General features: G+C 64.1%; 16 protein-coding genes. 11 read left to right on the top strand and 5 right to left on the bottom strand.

The window, feature by feature from the left end; translation table 11 throughout:
* The coding region (locus ACFE70_RS14555; RefSeq protein WP_375418491.1) for a M17 family metallopeptidase at nt 1–1,441 on the bottom strand (1,441 nt) is incomplete at its 3' end.
* Between the two features lie 87 nt (nt 1,442–1,528).
* Between ACFE70_RS14555 and rsmA the strand changes: the two genes are divergently transcribed.
* The 5 genes from rsmA (at nt 1,529) to ACFE70_RS14580 (ending at nt 5,348) form a co-directional block, all read left to right on the top strand.
* Nucleotides 1,529–2,305: a 16S rRNA (adenine(1518)-N(6)/adenine(1519)-N(6))-dimethyltransferase RsmA gene (gene rsmA / locus ACFE70_RS14560; protein WP_375418492.1), complete on the top strand. Its 777-nt coding sequence runs from the start codon at nt 1,529–1,531 to the stop codon at nt 2,303–2,305.
* Nucleotides 2,302–2,694 carry a hypothetical protein gene (locus tag ACFE70_RS14565; RefSeq protein WP_375418493.1) on the top strand — a complete coding sequence of 131 codons (393 nt, stop codon included), beginning with the start codon at nt 2,302–2,304 and terminating at the stop codon, nt 2,692–2,694. The genes rsmA and ACFE70_RS14565 overlap by 4 nt, the downstream gene beginning before the upstream one ends.
* A gap of 4 nt (nt 2,695–2,698) precedes the next feature.
* Entirely contained in the window at nt 2,699–3,655 is a 957-nt protein-coding gene (locus ACFE70_RS14570) for an NAD(P)-dependent oxidoreductase (RefSeq protein WP_375418494.1), read from the top strand.
* Between the two features lie 131 nt (nt 3,656–3,786).
* Entirely contained in the window at nt 3,787–4,260 is a 474-nt protein-coding gene (greA, locus tag ACFE70_RS14575; RefSeq protein ID WP_375418495.1) for a transcription elongation factor GreA, read from the top strand.
* Between the two features lie 164 nt (nt 4,261–4,424).
* The gene (locus ACFE70_RS14580) at nt 4,425–5,348 is read left to right on the top strand and encodes a nuclease A inhibitor family protein (protein WP_375418496.1); all 924 of its coding nucleotides are present in this window, start codon (nt 4,425–4,427) and stop codon (nt 5,346–5,348) included.
* A gap of 286 nt (nt 5,349–5,634) precedes the next feature.
* Here ACFE70_RS14580 and ACFE70_RS14585 read toward each other — a convergent pair whose 3' ends face one another.
* Nucleotides 5,635–6,399 (bottom strand): YdcF family protein, encoded by a 765-nt coding sequence (locus ACFE70_RS14585; RefSeq protein ID WP_375418497.1) that lies wholly within the window; start codon nt 6,397–6,399, stop codon nt 5,635–5,637.
* A gap of 262 nt (nt 6,400–6,661) precedes the next feature.
* Here ACFE70_RS14585 and ACFE70_RS14590 point away from each other — a divergent pair, with 262 nt between their 5' ends.
* The 3 genes from ACFE70_RS14590 to ACFE70_RS14600 all read left to right on the top strand — a co-directional run bounded on the left by ACFE70_RS14590 (nt 6,662) and on the right by ACFE70_RS14600 (nt 10,347).
* Nucleotides 6,662–8,098 (top strand): DNA/RNA non-specific endonuclease, encoded by a 1,437-nt coding sequence (locus tag ACFE70_RS14590; RefSeq protein WP_375418498.1) that lies wholly within the window; start codon nt 6,662–6,664, stop codon nt 8,096–8,098.
* A 141-nt stretch (nt 8,099–8,239) separates the two neighbouring features.
* A complete protein-coding gene (locus ACFE70_RS14595) occupies nt 8,240–9,688 on the top strand; it encodes a glycoside hydrolase family 125 protein (RefSeq protein ID WP_375418507.1) in 1,449 nt (482 codons plus the stop codon).
* A gap of 104 nt (nt 9,689–9,792) precedes the next feature.
* Complete coding sequence (locus tag ACFE70_RS14600; RefSeq protein ID WP_375418499.1) at nt 9,793–10,347, top strand: DUF2911 domain-containing protein; 555 nt, start codon at nt 9,793–9,795, stop codon at nt 10,345–10,347.
* Nucleotides 10,348–10,442: 95 nt separating this feature from the next.
* Here the strand turns inward: ACFE70_RS14600 and ACFE70_RS14605 are convergent, their stop codons facing one another.
* The 3 genes from ACFE70_RS14605 to ACFE70_RS14615 all read right to left on the bottom strand — a co-directional run bounded on the left by ACFE70_RS14605 (nt 10,443) and on the right by ACFE70_RS14615 (nt 12,102).
* A complete protein-coding gene (locus ACFE70_RS14605) occupies nt 10,443–10,772 on the bottom strand; it encodes a type II toxin-antitoxin system RelE/ParE family toxin (protein ID WP_375418500.1) in 330 nt (109 codons plus the stop codon).
* On the bottom strand, nt 10,756–10,983 hold the full coding sequence (locus ACFE70_RS14610; protein ID WP_375418501.1) for a hypothetical protein: 228 nt from the start codon (nt 10,981–10,983) through the stop codon (nt 10,756–10,758). Before ACFE70_RS14610 ends, ACFE70_RS14605 begins: the two co-directional genes overlap by 17 nt.
* 126 nt (nt 10,984–11,109) lie before the next feature.
* Entirely contained in the window at nt 11,110–12,102 is a 993-nt protein-coding gene (locus ACFE70_RS14615) for a tryptophan 2,3-dioxygenase family protein (RefSeq protein WP_375418502.1), read from the bottom strand.
* Between the two features lie 306 nt (nt 12,103–12,408).
* Between ACFE70_RS14615 and sdaAB the strand changes: the two genes are divergently transcribed.
* The 3 genes from sdaAB (at nt 12,409) to ACFE70_RS14630 (ending at nt 16,219) form a co-directional block, all read left to right on the top strand.
* Nucleotides 12,409–13,089, top strand: a complete 681-nt coding sequence (sdaAB, locus tag ACFE70_RS14620) for an L-serine ammonia-lyase, iron-sulfur-dependent subunit beta (protein WP_375418503.1) — start codon at nt 12,409–12,411, stop codon at nt 13,087–13,089.
* Between the two features lie 66 nt (nt 13,090–13,155).
* Nucleotides 13,156–14,730: a TolC family protein gene (locus ACFE70_RS14625; RefSeq protein WP_375418504.1), complete on the top strand. Its 1,575-nt coding sequence runs from the start codon at nt 13,156–13,158 to the stop codon at nt 14,728–14,730.
* Between the two features lie 76 nt (nt 14,731–14,806).
* A complete protein-coding gene (locus ACFE70_RS14630; protein WP_375418505.1) occupies nt 14,807–16,219 on the top strand; it encodes an efflux RND transporter periplasmic adaptor subunit in 1,413 nt (470 codons plus the stop codon).
* Nucleotides 16,220–16,237 lie beyond the last annotated feature (18 nt).

Below are 16,237 nucleotides of genomic sequence, written 5' to 3' on the forward strand. Positions count from 1 at the left end.
TCAAAAACGCGTACAGCAGCCGCACCCCTACCCCCGTGCCGCCCTTGCCGCGGTAGTTGTCCGGCGCGGTCAGATACGCCGGGCCGGCGATGTCCAGGTGCAGCCAGGGCGTGCCCTCAATGAAGCGCTCCAGGAACTTGGCGGCCGAAATCTGCCCCGCTTCGGGCTTGCCCAGGTTGCTCAGGTCAGCAATGTCGGACTTGATGTGGTCGGCGTAGTCGTCCCAGAGCGGAAACTCCACGGCGCGCTCGTGCGTGCGGTGGCCGGCGTCGAGCAGCTGGGCGGTGATTTCAGCGGAGGCCGTGCCCATCAGGGCTAGGGCTTCGGTGCCGAGGGCGCGCACGGCCGCGCCGGTAAGCGTGGCCAGGTCAATAACCAGCTCGGGGTCGTATTTCTTGGCGAAGTGCAGCGCGTCGGCTAATAGTAAGCGGCCTTCGGCGTCGGTATTTTTTACTTCCACGGTCAGGCCCGAATGCATCGTAAGCACGTCGCCGGGCGCGAAGGCCAGGCCGCCGGGCCGGTTGTCAGTGGCCGGCACTAGGCCAATGACGTGCAGCGGCACCTGATTTTTGGCTAACGCATACAACACGCCGGCCACGGCCGCGCCGCCGGCCATGTCGCACTTCATCATGTCCATCGCGCCGGGCGTGGGCTTGAGGCTCAGGCCGCCGGTGTCGAACACCACGCCCTTGCCGACCAGCACGTAGGGCCGGGCATTGCGGGCGTTTTCGGGCTTGTACTCCAGAATGCTGAACGTGGGCGGCTCCGGCGAGCCCAGGTTGACGGCCAGCAGACCGCCCATGCGCAGGGCCTGAATCTTGGCCAAATCCAGAATCTCGGTGTGGAAGCCCGCCCGCTCGCCGGCGGCCCGAATCTGCTCGGCCAGCTGCTCGGCGCCCAGCATGTTGAGCGGCGCGTTCACCAGGTCGCGGGCCAGCAGCACGCCTTCGAGCAGGCCTTGCAACTCCGCGACGGCGGTTTCGGTCGCGGCATCGCCCACCAGCGTCAGGGTCGTGAGCGCGGGCGCGGCGCGGGATTTCTCATCGGTCTTGTAGCCCTCAAACTGATAGGCCGTCAGGGCCAGGCCTTCGGCCAGAGCCAGGGCAGCCTGCGTGTTTTCGCTCAGATTATGCAAAAAGACCTCAGTGGTTTTCTCGGCTTTCAGCAAGCCGTGCAGGGCGTGGCCGTGGCGGCGCAGGGCTTCGAGCGTGCGGGGGGGGGTAGGCTTTTCCTCCGCTACTACGAAGTAATGCTGATGCGAGAAGTGATTGATGGCCACCAGCTTGTCCTGCCGGACCAGAGCCGCTTCCACGTAGCGACGGGCCGCTTCGGGTAGGTCGCCGGCCGCGAGGGGGGGTAGGGAAGTAGTAGCGGCGGGCAGAATGAAGACCTGCGTGGCATCCGCCGGGGCGCTGGCGGCGTGGGAAAGCTGGAGAGGCATGAGCGAAGAGCGGGGCCGTAGATTTGGGGCCGCAAGGTAGTTGTTGCGTGATGAGGTCGTTCTGGCTTCGTTTGTCCCTTGATTCCCGTGAGTACCGTCCGCCCCAAAAAGCACCTGGGCCAGCACTTCCTGGCCGACCCCAACATTGCCCGCAACATCGTGGGCGCCCTGCGTCTGCCCGACGGGGTAGGGGAGGTGCTCGAAATCGGTCCCGGCATGGGCGTGCTCACCCAGTATCTGCTGGCCAATAAGGCCTACCAGACCAGCGTCATCGAAATTGACCAGGAGTCGGTTGATTACCTTAATCAGCACTACCCGGCCCTGCACGGGCGCGTTTTGCTGGCTGATTTATTGCGGCAGGATTTGGAAAAGCTCTTTCCAAATACGCCGCTCAGCATCATCGGCAACTTTCCGTATAACATCAGCACCCAGATATTTTTCAAGGTGCTCGACCACCGGCAGCAGGTGCGCGAAGTGGTCGGGATGCTGCAAAAAGAAGTGGCCGAGCGCCTGGCTGAAGGGCCCGGCAGCAAGGCCTACGGCATCCTGAGCGTGCTGCTGCAAGCCTATTACGACGTTGAGTTTTTATTTACGGTGCCGCCGCACGTGTTCGTGCCGCCGCCCAAGGTGCTGTCGGCCGTCATCCGCCTCACCCGCAATGCTACCGAAAAGCTGGACTGCGACGAAGCGCTGTTTTTCAAAGTCGTGAAGCAGGCGTTTTCTACGCGCCGCAAAACGTTGCGTAACGCTCTGCGAATCTTTGGCCTGCCGGATATGACGGCGCCCATTTTTGACCAGCGTGCCGAGCAGCTAGGCGTGGCCGAGTTCGTGGGACTGACGAATCTAATCGCCGCTAACCGATGAGAAAACTGGCGGTTGTAGCGCGATGGCTGCTGGTCTTTGTGGCTGCGGGCAGCCTACAAGGCTGTTTTTGGTTTGATGAAAATTTCCAAACTCAACTAGTAGGTCATTTTTATTTGGAGACCACGCCTGAAGGAGCCAACTTTTTATACTATGACGAACCTCATAAGGACGTTACAGAGCCTTTGCTGACGGATATTAACGAATGGGGGGTGAGCAATAATCATCTAGTTGTCTACCAAAAAGGTAACTACTATCTGTTCTCTACAAACCAAACAAGTGAGGAGCTTGTCCGTCAGACTCGTGTTGGGCCGTTAGCTAAAAAGGATTTTCGCCTAAAGCTCTACGAGCTTACCGGCGACTCTACTGCGCAACTTTCCTCGGCCATCTAATTCGATGTCATTCTGTCTTATTATCGACGATATGCACCCCTCGCTGCTGCCCTTGCTAGCCAGCCGGGGGGTAGGGGCCGACTACCGCCCGGAGCTGCCCGCCGCCGCCGTGCCCGCTGCGCTGGCCGCCCGGCCCTACGTGGGCCTCATCGTGCGCTCGAAGCTGCGTATTACGGCGGCGCTGCTGGCGCTGGCGCCGCAGCTGCGCTTCGTGGCGCGGGCCGGCGCGGGCGTCGATAATATTGATACCGAAGCGCTGGCGGCGGCCGGCGTGCGCTTGCTCAACGCGCCGGAGGGCAACCGCGACGCGGTGGGCGAGTTTGCCGTGGGGCTGCTGCTGGGGCTGCTGCGCCACATCCCGGCGGCCGATGCGGAGGTGCGGCAGGGGCAGTGGCGGCGCGAGGCCAACCGCGGCGAGGAGCTGGGCACCAAAACCGTGGGCCTGCTCGGCTATGGCCACATGGGGCGGGCGCTGGCCCGGCGCCTGCGCGGCTTCGGCTGCGACGTATTGGCTTATGACATCGACCCGAACTGCCCGCCCGACGCCCACGCCCGGCTGGTGCCGCTGGCCGAGCTGCAGGCCCGCGCCGAGGTGCTGAGCATCCACATTCCGTATTCGAGAGCAAATCACCAGACTGTCGATGAGCGGTTTATCGCCGCGTTTGCCCACCCGTTCTGGCTCGTGAACACGGCGCGGGGCGAGGTGCTCGACCAGGCGGCGCTGGTGGCAGCGCTGCGAAGCGGCAAGCTACGCGGGGCGGCGCTCGACGTGCTGGACAACGAGAAGCTGACCACGCTCAGTTCGGCGCAGCAAGCCACGTTCGACTACTTGCGTGCCGCGCCCAACGTGGTGCTCTCGCCCCACATCGGGGGCTGGACGCAGCAGAGCTACCAGCGCATCAACGAGGTGCTGACGACCAAAATCGGGGCGTTACTGAAAATCCCTACCCCCCCCGCCTGACCAAAGCCGGCGCAACCAGCCTCATTTTTGCCTACCTTTGCCCGTACCTACGCACCTTACGGGGGAGAACGGCTGGCCGCGCCAGCCGTTCTCCTTGCTTTTTACCCACCCCGCAATTCCGCGCTACTCCTATGGCTACTATCAATTATTACACCCCCGAAGGCTTGCAGAAACTCAAGGATGAGCTTCAGGACCTTAAAGTGCGCGGCCGGGCCAAGGCCGCCGAAGACCTGCGCGAAGCCCGCGACAAAGGCGACCTGAGCGAAAACGCCGAGTACGACGCCGCCAAGGACGCGCAGGGCCTGCTGGAGCTGAAAATATCCAAGCTGGAAGAAGTCGTGGGCAATGCCCGCGTGATTGACGAAACCAATATGGATTTCAGCAAGGCGCTCATTATGAGCAAGGTGAAGCTGAAAAACCTGAAAAATAACATGGTGCTCGACTATACGCTCGTGGCCGAGGAAGAAGCCAACCTGGCGGCGGGCAAAATCTCGGTGAAATCGCCCATTGGCAAGGGCCTGCTGGGCAAATCCGTCGGCGACACGGCCGAAATCACGGTGCCGGCCGGCAAGCTGCAATTCGAGATTCTGGAAATTTCGCGTTGATAGTGATTAGTAGTTAACGATTAGTGTGAAGGGCAATGTCGGGCGGCATTGCCCTTTACTTTTGAGGGCTTACTACGCTTTACCCAGGCTGTGTGGACGGTAACTAAAAGGGTTGTTGTCCACCCGCTCTAGATAGAACTCATTAATCACTAACCGTTAAAAGAATGCCCTCCATTTTTTCCCGCATCGTGGCCGGCGAGCTGCCGGCTTATAAAGTGGCCGAAGACGCTGACCACCTGGCGTTTCTCGACATCACGCCGCTCGTCGAGGGTCACACGCTCGTGATTCCGAAGCGGGAAGTGGACTACATCTTTGACTTGCCGGCCGCCGAGCTGGCGGCGCTGCACGTGTTCGCGCAGCGCGTAGCGCGAGGGGTGCGGGTGGCCGTGCCCTGCCGGCGCATCGGCGTGGCCGTGATTGGGCTCGAAGTGCCCCACGCCCACATTCACCTGATTCCGATGCAAAAGGTGGGGGATATGAACTTCGCCAACCCCAAAATCAAAGTTCCGGAAGCCCGGATGCAGGAGCTGGCCAGCGCCATTGCCGCGCAGGTGCCGGCCGCCGGAAAGGCCGCGGAGCCAGCAACGGAGCCGGCCGCAATGATGAGCGCGCTGACGGGCCCAGCGGCGGGCACAAGGTCGTTGGCCCCTACCCCCCCCGCCGCTGCCAAAGCCGTTGAAGCCCCTGCTACCCCCGCCGACGACCTTTTCGCGCAGCTGCAAAAGCTGACGGCCGGTCTGGTGTTCGTCAGCGAGTCGGAGGTGCCGCTGGAAGCCGTGCGCTTTCCCGCACCGGCCGGCGCGCTCACGCCGGAGGCCGCGCGGCAGCTGCTGAGCCAGCCGGCCGGCGCAAACGGGACCACCAGCGAGCTAAGCCCGTTTTTGCGGGAGCACACTGCCGACCAGGGCGTGCTCCACGACGCGGCGATGAGCAACCGCTATAAGGCCTTGCAGTCATTCCTGAAGCAGGAGCTGACCGGCACCCAGGTATACCGTTTCGGTAGCGGTCCGCAACTAGTGGCCGTGGCGCTGGGCCAGGCGCCCGGCGGCGAGCTGCTCGGCTTTAAAACGAAGGTGACCCAAACCTGAGGAGCCGCCCGCCGCCTGATGGTACGGCCTTATCCTCAAGACATTAATTACGCCCTAATGAACTGGATTGATTATAGTGCTGGAACTGCTGGCGACGCTGAGGGGCGGCCGTCACTCTTTGTGATAAATCGGTCAGGCCGGGGGTCTGTACCTATGGCTTGGCTGGCATCCGGTGCCAAAAGGAGGAACGTTTCGGCCGTAGCCGCCAGCTGTTAAGTTAGTTGGCCGGCACTAGGTAGGCTGGGCCAGACTGGTTGGTTCGGGGTTATTGCAGGCTCAAAATTCCTCACGCATAGCCAACCGTCCGGTACGTGAGGTAGCCCGCAACTTCGTGCAGCAGGCGGCTCCACTGAGCTAGGGCGTCGGCGCTGGGCACAAGCCAATAATCGGGCGTTGGACTGCGGTCGGTGGTGTAGTAGCCGGCCGGAAAGGGCGTGACGGCCAGCCCTGCCCGCCGAAAGCAGCCCAGCGCCCGCCGCTGATGAAAAGCCGACGTGACCAGCACCAGGGAGTGGATAGTGGGGTGCGCGGCCAGCAGCTGCCGGGTGAAAAGGGCGTTTTCGCGGGTGTTGCGGCTGCGCTCCTCCAGCAGAATAGCGCTGGCCGGCACCCCGGCCAGCCGCAGCAGCGTGGCCAAGTCACGGGCTTCGGTCTGGGTGGCGCCGAGCACGCTGCCCGAGCCGCCCGCGACGATGATGCGCCGAACTTTGCCGGCCCGGTAGAGCCAGAGCGCGTGGGTGAGGCGGTCGGCCCCGGAGCCCAGGTACACCCGGTCGTGGGGCGAGCGGTTGGGCACGGTGATGCCGGTGAGCAGCACGGCCGCATCGTGGGGCACTACTTGGGCGATGGGCACCGGCGGCAGCTCCCAGACCCGAAGGGCCTCGTTGGCCAGCGCCCCGTTAGTGCCGATGAGGGTGAGCAGGGCGCCGGCGCGCAGCCAGCGCCGACGCCCCCCAGGGGTACGGGCCAGCAGCGCTGCCAGCAGTAGCCCGACCAGCCAGACGGCCGGCGAGAGCCCGTACTGAAGCAGCTTCGATAAAAGAAAGAACACGTCCGCAAAGGTAATGACCCTACCCCCCGTTCAGGCGGTCTGGGGCACGAAAGTCCGCAGGCGCTGAAGCTGCGCCCGCGCTGCGGCCTCGCTCGTGCGGGTGTCGTAACTCCAGGAGGCGCCCCTGGCAGTAGCTCACAGAAAACGGGGCAGCTCGCTCGTTCATGAGTTGGCGGGCCAAAATAAGGCAGCGCCGGCCACCGCCGAAACGGGCCGAAAAGCAGCCCTGGCCCTACCTTGCGCCCCCAACCAATGCCCCGCCATGCGCCCGCTTCTGTCTTTGGTTTCGCTGCTGCTGCTGGCCTGCACCCAGACGGCGCCCGACACGTCTACTGCCCGCCCTCCGGCGGCGGGCGCGCCCGCTGGGCCGGCCGCCGCCCCCGCTGCCGCGGCCGCGGCGCTGCTCGAAACCTTCGAGACGGGCAGCAAAGGCGCCTACACCACGGCCGAGGAGGCCCTGGCCACCGGCCGCTGGCGCCTGGTCGATGCCCTGATTGGCGCGGCCCCGCAAGACCACAAGCGCGGCCTGCGTGCCGCCCGCCTGCGCGGCCAGGGCCGCCTGACCATGCTCTTCGACGCGCCGGCCGGCGTGCGCCGCATCCGCATCAGCAGCGCCAGCTACGGGCAGGACGCGCCCAGCACCTGGGAGCTGTGGCTGAGCCGCGACGGCGGGCGCCGCTTCGAGCGCAGCGGCGGGCCCGTCACTACCCAGGGGCCGGCGCTGGTGGTGCGCACGTTTGAAGGCGTGGCGGCCGAGCCGCTGCGGCTGGAGATTCGCAAGACCGATACGGGGTCGGGGCGGCTGAATGTTGATGACATCAGCCTGGAAACGGCGGGCGGTGTGGCAACCGGGCCCGCCGCACCCCTGCCCGCGCCGGCGCCGACTCCGGCCCCTACCCCCCCTCCGGCGCCCAACCCGCCGGCGCCGGCCGAGCGCGACGACAACCTAACCCTGGGCAACCCCAGCGGCGCCACCGCCGACCCCAGCAACCCCACCAACTACCTGCTGCGCCGGCCCCAGTACGTGTGCGGCTACAACGCCCGCCGCGGCACGCCCACCTGGACGAGCTGGCACCTGAGCGGCGCCTGGCTGGGCCAGGCACCCCGCCAGGACGACTTCCGCCCCGACCCGGCCCTGCCGCGCAGCTTCTACGCCGTAACGCCGCTCAGCTACCGCGCCAGCGGCTTCGACCGGGGCCACTGCTGCCCCAGCGGCGACCGCACCACCGATTTGGACGACAACTCGGCGACGTTTTTGATGAGCAATATGCTGCCCCAGGCCCCGCACAACAACCAGCAAACCTGGGCCGGCCTCGAAGAATATACCCGCGCCCAGGTGCGCCGCGGCCAGGAGGTGTACGTCGTCATGGGCGCCTACGGGCAGGGCGGCACCGGCAGCCAGGGCTTCGCCGCGACCCTGGACGAGGGCCGCGTGACCGTGCCGGCCCGCATCTGGAAGGTGCTCGTCATTCTGCCCGAAGGCCATGACGACCTGCGGCGCCTGGCCGCCGGCGGCCCCGCCGTGCGGGTGCTGGCCGTCGATACGCCCAACGACCAGGCCGTGAACCCCGATTGGCGCCAGTACCTGACCAGCGTCGATAAAATTGAAGCCGCCACCGGCCTGGATTTGCTCAGCGCCCTACCCCTGCCCGCGCAGGAAAGCCTGCAAAAGCTCGTGGACAGCGGCCGGGCCGATTAAGATTAAGATTAAGTCAGGTAAGCCAACTGGCGCCGAGGCCAGGAGACCATAGGCAACAAAGCGAGTGGCCGCATCGGCCGCCGCGACAACTCCCAAGCTCTCCTCTACCTTGCCCTTATCAACTCCTTGATTTCTTCTGCCATGCGCATCAACCGGCGTTATTTCCTGCGAACCCTGGGCCTGGCCGCCGCCGGCCTGTCCCTGCCCGGTCGCCCGGTGACCGCCCGCCCGGCCGCCGCCCGCCCGGCCGCCGCCCAACTGGTGAGCCGCCGCCCCGCGCCCAAGGACCGAAAATTCACGAGCGCGGCCGTGGAGGCGGCCATCAAGCGGGTGAAAAAGGACATCAAGAACGAGGAGCTGGCCTGGCTGTTCGAGAACTGCCTGCCCAACACGCTCGACACGACCGTGCAAACCGGCATCCGCGCCGGCAAGCCCGATACGTTCGTCATCACCGGCGACATCGACGCCATGTGGCTGCGCGACTCCTCGGCCCAGGTCTGGCCCTACCTGCCCTTGGCGAAGCAGGACAAGCCCCTGCAAACCTTGCTGCGCGGTGTCATTCACCGGCAGGCGGCCTGCATCCTGCTCGACCCCTACGCCAACGCCTTTTATGCCGACGCCACCAAGGTGAGCGAGTGGAAGGACGATGAAACCACCATGCGCCCCGGCGTGCACGAGCGCAAGTGGGAGGTCGATTCGCTCTGCTACCCCATCCGGCTGGCCTACGGCTACTGGCAGGCCACGGCCGACCCAGCGCCCTTCGACGCCGAGTGGCAGCAGGCTATGCGGCTCGTGCTGCAAACCTTCCGCGAGCAGCAGCGCAAAACCGGCCGCGGCCCCTACAAATTCGGGCGCCGCACCAGCTGGCAGACCGACACGCTGGCCGGCAGCGGCTACGGCCACCCCGCGCGCCCGGTGGGCCTGATTTGCTCGATGTTCCGGCCCTCCGACGACGCCACGCAGTTTGCTTACCTGATTCCGAGCAACCTGTTTGCCGTGGTGAGCCTGCGCCAGGTGGCCGAGCTGTTCACGGCCCTCAAGCTCGACGCGGCCTTTGCCGCCGACTGCCGGGCCCTGGCCCAGGAGGTGGAAGCCGCCGCCGGCCAGTACGCGCTGGCCGAGCGCCCCGGCTACGGCCGCGTGTACGCCTACGAGGCCGACGGCTTCGGCAATCAGCTCTTCATGGATGACGCCAACGTGCCGAGCCTGCTGGCCCTGCCCTACCTGGGCGCGGTGCCCGCCCAGGACGCGGTGTACCAGGCCACGCGCCGCCTTGTGCTCTCGCCCGACAACCCTTATTTCTTTCGCGGCAAAGCGGCCGAGGGCATCGGCGGGCCGCACGTCGGCGCGGGCCAAATCTGGCCGCTGAGCCTCATTATGCGGGCCCTGACCAGCCAGGACGCGGCCGAAATCGGGCAGTGCCTGGCTTGGCTGCGCGCCACCCACGCCGGCACCGGCTTCATGCACGAGAGTTTCGACCAGGACGACCCGGCCACGTTTTCGCGCAAATGGTTTGCCTGGGCCAATACACTGTTCGGCGAGCTGATTCTGAAGGTACACGCCACGCAGCCGCAGCTGCTGCGCGCCTGAGCCAGCCGGGCCGGGGCTGACCAGGTGGTGCGATAAACAAATTCAACCCGCGCCTATTTGATAGGCAATAGCTTTTCCCGACCTCCCCATTCTCTAGTTTCTCCATGAAAAATTCCGCCTTCCGGTTTTCACTCCTGCTCAGCCTGCTCTTCGGCCTGCTGCTTTCCCTACCCTCCCTCGCCCAAAATACCAAGGCGCCGGAGGACAAGTCCAAGCGCCCCAGCCCGCCCGCCACGGCCACGGCCCGCGTTGGTGCGGCCACCATCACCATCAACTATAGCCGACCTTCAGTGAAGGGCCGCAAAATATTCGGCGGGCTGGAGCCCTACGGCCAGGTGTGGCGCACCGGCGCCAACGAGGCTACTACCTTCGAAGTCGATAAGTCCGTGACTATCAATGGTCAGCCACTGCCAGCCGGCAAGTACGCTCTCTTCACCATCCCCACCGCCACGGCCTGGACCGTCATCTTCAACAAAACTGCTGAGCAGTGGGGTGCCTTTAAATACGACCAGCAGCAGGACGCGCTGCGCGTGCAAGTGACACCGACCAAGACGGCCAAGCCTACCGAGCAGTTCCTCATCACCACCGCCAAAAACGGTAAAGTGACCATGATGTGGGAGAATACGGCGGCAGCATTTACGGTTGCGGCGGCCAAGTAGCAGTTCTTTTTAGAAATGAAAAGTGGCCCCGGCGGCGGAAGATTCTTCCGTAGCCGGGGCCGCTTGGTGATAAGTTGTAGTCTGCTGACGCGGAGCTACAGATTCGCTTCTTCAATCAACTTTTGCAGAAGCCGGAGCGGAATATCTGTCTGCTCCGACTTGTCATAAATAGAGAGCAGGGTAAGCTTTTCGGCCACCGCTACCACGCAGGTAATAACCCGTGCCCCGCCCGATTTGCCCTGTTGCTTGCTGGTAATGGCTAGTCGGATTTTATAGCAATTCTGGCCCAGGGCGGTACCCGTCGTCGGATTATTCGTTAGCTCGCTTACCAGCGCTGCCAAGTCCTGCTTCAAGGAAAGGTACTTCTTACTGAGCCGTTTCAACTCGCGCTCAAAGTTGGGCAGGGCCTCAATCTGATAGCTCATCGAGTACTTCCTGAATCGGCTTGGCGTGCAGCTTGCCTTCGCGCTGAAGCTTCAGCTCTTTTAAACCTTGCTTTACATTATTATAACTAGCCTGTTGCTCGGCCGTAAGGCCGGCCTCATTTACCTGCACAAAGGGCAACGACTGCAAAAGCTTCAGCACGAAGCGGTACTGCCGGGATTCGACTTCGAGATGAATGGCTTTAGTTGGCATTGGGGGGGTAGGAAAATCTATGCTAAGATAATAAGTCGCACAGCGGGCGCGAGATTTCACGGAAGTAAATAAAAATACTCTGTGAAATGCTATGTTCTGTGTGCGAGAAATTAAGAAACACCGTTCCTACCCCTGCTCTAGCACCTTATCCACCCAGCCTTTGCCCCACTCGGCCAGCTCCTGCTCGGTCCACAATTGGGGGTAGAAGATGCGGCGCTGGAACATGGGCGGCAGGTATCTCTTCCAGTTGGTGCCGCCAGTGGCGGGCACGTCGGTGGGCTCGCGCTGGAGGTAGCGCACGGCCGATTTGTAGTGCATCAGGGGCCAGTTCACGTTCACGTTGGCGTCCAGCTCGCGCAGCTGGCGCACGAGGCGCGGGTGGCGCTGCTCGATTTCGGGCAAACGCTGGATGACGGCCCACACGTTGCGGGTTTCGTAGTGGCGGGCGTGCTCGATGAGCTGGGCGGTGTACTTGCGCTCGAATTCGAGCAAGGTCAGGGCCTTGGCGCCGGACTCTTCGACCGTGGCGCCGGCCTTCCAGTAGATGCAGCCGATGAGCTGGTCGTAGTCATGGGCGGCGGCCTCGCCCAGGGCTTGGCGTTTGGCCTCGTCGGTCAGGTTTTCGAGGGCCGTGCTGGCCAGCTCAATCTGGCGGTACTGCACGCTCTGAAAGCCGGAGGCGGGCATCAGGGCCATGCGGAATTGCAGAAACTGCTCCCGCTCCATGCCGTCCACCATCACGTCGAACGAATCAATCAGGTTCTCGAAATAGCGGTTGATGCGGCCCAGGCGCAAAACCACTTCCTGCAAGGTCGGGGCTTGCAACTCGCCGATTTGCTTATACTCGAGCAGGCAGAGCTTGAAGTATAACTCCGTGATTTGGTGGTAGATGATGAAGATTTCCTCGTCGGGAATCCGGGTCATCGGGCGCTGAAGGCTGAGCAGCGTTTCGAGCTGAATGTAGTCCCAGTAGTTGACGTAGTCGGCGTAGTAGAGGCCTTCGAGGTAGCCGGCCAGGTCCTGGCCGTCGGCGGCGTACTTGGCTTGCAGGCGCGCGAGCTGGGCCAGAACGGCGGAGGAGAAGTCGGCCGGCGTGGCGGGGGCGGGTTGGTCGGGCACGGGGGGGTAGGGAAATGGGGTGTAATGCCGGGCCGCAAAGAACGATAAAGCCCGGCGTTGGGGCCGGGCTGACAGACCCTGCGCTGGCGTGGGGCTGCGCCCCGTGCCGACTATGCGCGGGGCCTCTGGCCCGCAGCCATTCGCACCGTAAGGATAAGGATGACTGGCCCGCGCCCCGTTCAACGACCGCCGGTCGGAGGCCGGCCAATAGTCGGCACGGGGCACAGCCCCGCGCCATCCTGCCCACCATCCTGCCCGCTTTACCACGAAAACCCGCTACTTTTAGCCCCGAATCCAACCCCCGCGATGGCCGAGAAATCCAGCATCTTCGATATGATAGGGCCGGTGATGATAGGGCCCAGCTCCTCGCACACGGCCGGGGTGGTGCGCATTGCGCGGGCGGCCATCCGCATTCTGGGCGCCGTGCCGACCGAGGCCGTCGTCACGTTTTATAACTCGTTTGCCCGCACTTACGAGGGCCACGGCTCCGACCGCGCCATCGTGGCGGGTTTGCTGGGCTACGCGCCCGACGACATCCGCATCCGCACCGCCTTCGAGCACGCCGAAGCGGCCGGCCTGCGCTACACGTTTCAGAGCGTGGGCAACGCCTCGACCATGCACCCCAACACCATCAGGCTCAACCTCTTGGATGGGGCTACCGGGCACCGCGTCGAGGTGATTGGGCAGAGCCGGGGCGGGGGCGTGATTCGCATTGTGGAGGTGGATGGCTTTTCGGCTGACTTCTCGGCCTCCCTCCACACGCTTATCATCGACGCCGACGACGTGCCGGGCTCCATCGCCTTCATCGCTTCGGTTATTGCCCACGATGATTGCAATATTGCGACAATGTTTGTCTCACGCAAGGGCAAAAACGACGCCGCCCGGCAGTTTATCGAGATAGACAGCTCCACCAAACCGCTGACATTGGAGTACTTGCGCAACCTAAGCTGGGTGCATCGCATCACTTATATCCCGACCTTGGAATAGCAAAGGGGGGGTAGGGAACGAGGACTATGACAGGGGGACACTGCTTTCTGCAACAACGTTTGTGCTATGAAAATCAAGAGTAGAGCTGACGGCCGGCAGCCTGTGCGCCGGCCAATGGGTTGGGCCGCAGCGGGGGGGGTAGGGATGGTGCTGGCGCTGCTGGCCGGTCCGGCCCTGGCCCAAAACCAACCCCCGCCGCCCGCCCAGCCGCCGGGCAGCGCGCTGGCCTCGGCGGCGCCGACCGGGCCCTGGACCCTGCAAGCAGCCATCGACTACGCCCTGACCCACAACCTGACCGTGCGGGCCACCGAGCTGACCGCCCAGCAGCAGGATGCCTCGCAACGCCTCAACCGCGCCGCGCTCTACCCCACGGCCAGCCTCAACGGCAACCAGAACTACAACTTCGGCACCAACCGCGACCCGCTCACGAATCTGTTTCAGTCCGTGAACGTGCGCTCGAATAACTTTTCCGCCAGCGGGCAGGTGACCTTGTTTTCGGGGTTTCAGCTGCGCAACACCATCAAGCAGGGGCAACTCGAGGCGCAGGCCGCCCGCGTGGACACCGACAAGGCCCGCAACGACTTGTCGTTGGACGTGGCCGCGTCGTTTTTGCAGCTGCTGCTGGCCCAGGAGCTGATTCGGGCCTCGGAGGCGCGCCTGGGCTCGGTGCGCGAGCAGGTCACGCGCAGCGAAAAGCTCCTGCGCGCCGGCGCCGTGGCCGAGGGTAACGTGCTCGACAGCCGCGCCCAGCTCGCCAGCGAGGAGCGCACCCTGGTCACGGCCCAGAACCAGCGCGATTTGGCCCAGTTGGCCCTGGTGCAGCAGCTGAACCTGGACCCCAGCGGCGCCCGCGACTTCCAGGTGGTGGTGCCCGCCCTGCCCGACCCCACGGCCTACGCCGCCACGGGTTCCGAGCTGGACCCCAACGCCACCTTCGAGCTGGCCCGCCAGAACCGGCCCGAAATCAAGGCCGCCGACCTGCGCGTGCTCAGCGCCCAGCGCAATTTGAGCATCGCCCGCGGCGCCTACTACCCCCGCCTGACGCTGGGCGGCGGCATTCAGACCGGCTACTCGTCGGTGCGGCCCTTGGTAGTGCGGGGCGAGGAGCAAGTCGTCTCGGTACCGATATTTCAGCCCGACCCCGCCAATCTGGGCAGCTTTATTCCCTCGCAATATGTGTTTCAAACCAGGCAGCGCCCGGTTACTGAGCTGCCCTACAAGTTTCTGGACCAGTTGCGCGACAACCGCGGCCAGTTCGTACAGTTTAGCCTCAGCGTTCCCATCCTCAACGGCTTGCAGAGCCGCGTGGGCGTGCAGCGGGCCCAAATCAACCAGCAGCAAGTTGAGCTGCGCGCCGAGCAGACCCGCCTGCAGCTGCGCCAGACCATCCAGCAGAGCTACGCCGACGCGCTGGCCGCCCAGCGCCGCTTCGACGCCAGCGCCCGCCAGGTCGAGGCGCTGCGCCTGGCGTTTCGCAACGCCGAAATCCGCTTCAACAACGGCCTGCTCAACGGCACCGATTTCAACATCGCCCGCAACAACCTCACTGCCGCTGAGTCGGACATGATTCAGGCCAAGTACGAGTTTTTCTTCCGCCGCAAAGTGCTGGACTTTTACCAAGGCAAGCCGCTGGCGCTGTAGGCCTACCCCCCCTGTCATGCTTCGCAAGCGGACGCCAGATGAAGCATGACAGACGATTTTACAACCTCATTCAACCATGAAAAACAACCGCACTCTTTTCATTCTCCTGGCTTTGCTCGTCGTGCTGATTGGCGGGTTTATGGTGGCCAAAAAAAGCGGGCTCGTGGGCAAGCCGGCGGGCACGGAGGTGCTCGTGGCGAAAGCGGCGCCAGCGACCATCGTGGAGAAAGTCAGCGCCTCGGGCAAGGTGCAGCCCGAGACGGAAGTGAAAATCTCGCCCGACGTGTCGGGCGAAATTACCGAGCTGTTCGTGCAGGAAGGCGACTCGGTGCGCAAGGGGCAGCTCTTGCTGCGCATCCGGCCCGACAACTACCAGGCGATGGTCAATATGCAGTCGGCGCAGGTCGGCACGCAGCGCGCCAACGTGGGACAGGCCCAGGCCCGCTTGCAGGAACTGCTGGCCAACGCCCGCCAGACCGAGCTGAGCTACCGCCGCAATGCCTCGCTCTATAAGCAAAAAGTAATTTCGCAGGCCGAATACGAGGCGGCCAAAGCTGCCTACGAGGCCTCGCAGGAAGGCATCAACAGCGCCCGCCAGCAGATTCGGGCCAGCCAGAGCACCGTGCAGAGCGCCCAGGCCAGCCTGGAAGAGGCCCGCAAGAACCTGAACAAGACCACAATTTACGCGCCCGTGAGCGGCACCGTGAGCAAGCTCAACGTGAAGAAAGGCGAGCGGGTGGTGGGCACGACCCAGATGGCGGGCACCGAAATCATGCGCATCGCCAACCTCAACAACATGGAGGTGCGCGTGAATGTGAATGAGAACGACGTGAGCAACGTCAACATCGGCGACTCGGTGGAAGTGGAAGTGGACGCCTACGCCAGCAAGGACGAGAAATTCCGGGGCCTCGTCACCAACATCGCCAACACCGCCAAGGACGCCCTCACGGCCGAGGCCGTAACCGAGTTTGAGGTCCGCATCCGGCTCTTGCCCGAAAGCTACCGCCACCTCGCGCGCACCGTGGGTAAGCGCACCATCGTGCCGTTTCGCCCCGGCATGACGGCTTCGGTCGACATCATCACCGACCGGCAGGCCGGCGTGCTGAGCGTGCCGCTGGCCGCCGTCACGACCCGCTCCGACTCGGCAAATGCGAAGAAGGAAGAGGGCGGCGCCCGCATCCGCGTCGGCGGCCGGCCCAGTGGCAGCGCCACGGCCGACACCAAAGCCGCGCCCAAGCCCGAAGTCGAGGAAGTGGTGTTCGTGGTGCGCGCCGGTAAGGCCGTGCTGACGCCCGTGAAAACCGGCATCAGCGACTTTCAGAACATTCAGATTACCAAGGGCCTGCAACCCGGCGACGAGGTGGTGAGCGGCCCGTTCCGCGCTGTGGCCAAGGAGCTGAAAGACGGCAAGCTGGTGGTAGTGAAGGACGAAAAAACCCTGAACAAGGCGGCGCTCAAGGATGAGGGTGAGGAGAAGGAGGGGGGGTAGGACGTGACTCCCCTCCTT

Origin of the sequence: uncultured Hymenobacter sp. (assembly GCF_964243305.1) — a bacterium.
Classification (GTDB): Bacteria; Bacteroidota; Bacteroidia; order Cytophagales; family Hymenobacteraceae; genus Hymenobacter.

Excerpts from the sequence above, each read along its gene's own strand:
- ACFE70_RS14565 (WP_375418493.1), top strand. The coding sequence starts at position 2,302 with ATGAGAAAACTGGCGGTTGTAGCGCGATGGCTGCTGGTCTTTGTGGCT.
- ACFE70_RS14570 (WP_375418494.1), top strand. The coding sequence starts at position 2,699 with ATGTCATTCTGTCTTATTATCGACGATATGCACCCCTCGCTGCTGCCC.
- greA (WP_375418495.1), top strand. The coding sequence starts at position 3,787 with ATGGCTACTATCAATTATTACACCCCCGAAGGCTTGCAGAAACTCAAG.
- ACFE70_RS14580 (WP_375418496.1), top strand. The coding sequence starts at position 4,425 with ATGCCCTCCATTTTTTCCCGCATCGTGGCCGGCGAGCTGCCGGCTTAT.
- ACFE70_RS14590 (WP_375418498.1), top strand. The coding sequence starts at position 6,662 with ATGCGCCCGCTTCTGTCTTTGGTTTCGCTGCTGCTGCTGGCCTGCACC.
- ACFE70_RS14595 (WP_375418507.1), top strand. The coding sequence starts at position 8,240 with ATGCGCATCAACCGGCGTTATTTCCTGCGAACCCTGGGCCTGGCCGCC.
- ACFE70_RS14600 (WP_375418499.1), top strand. The coding sequence starts at position 9,793 with ATGAAAAATTCCGCCTTCCGGTTTTCACTCCTGCTCAGCCTGCTCTTC.
- ACFE70_RS14605 (WP_375418500.1), bottom strand. The coding sequence starts at position 10,772 with ATGAGCTATCAGATTGAGGCCCTGCCCAACTTTGAGCGCGAGTTGAAA.
- ACFE70_RS14610 (WP_375418501.1), bottom strand. The coding sequence starts at position 10,983 with ATGCCAACTAAAGCCATTCATCTCGAAGTCGAATCCCGGCAGTACCGC.
- sdaAB (WP_375418503.1), top strand. The coding sequence starts at position 12,409 with ATGGCCGAGAAATCCAGCATCTTCGATATGATAGGGCCGGTGATGATA.
- ACFE70_RS14625 (WP_375418504.1), top strand. The coding sequence starts at position 13,156 with ATGAAAATCAAGAGTAGAGCTGACGGCCGGCAGCCTGTGCGCCGGCCA.
- ACFE70_RS14630 (WP_375418505.1), top strand. The coding sequence starts at position 14,807 with ATGAAAAACAACCGCACTCTTTTCATTCTCCTGGCTTTGCTCGTCGTG.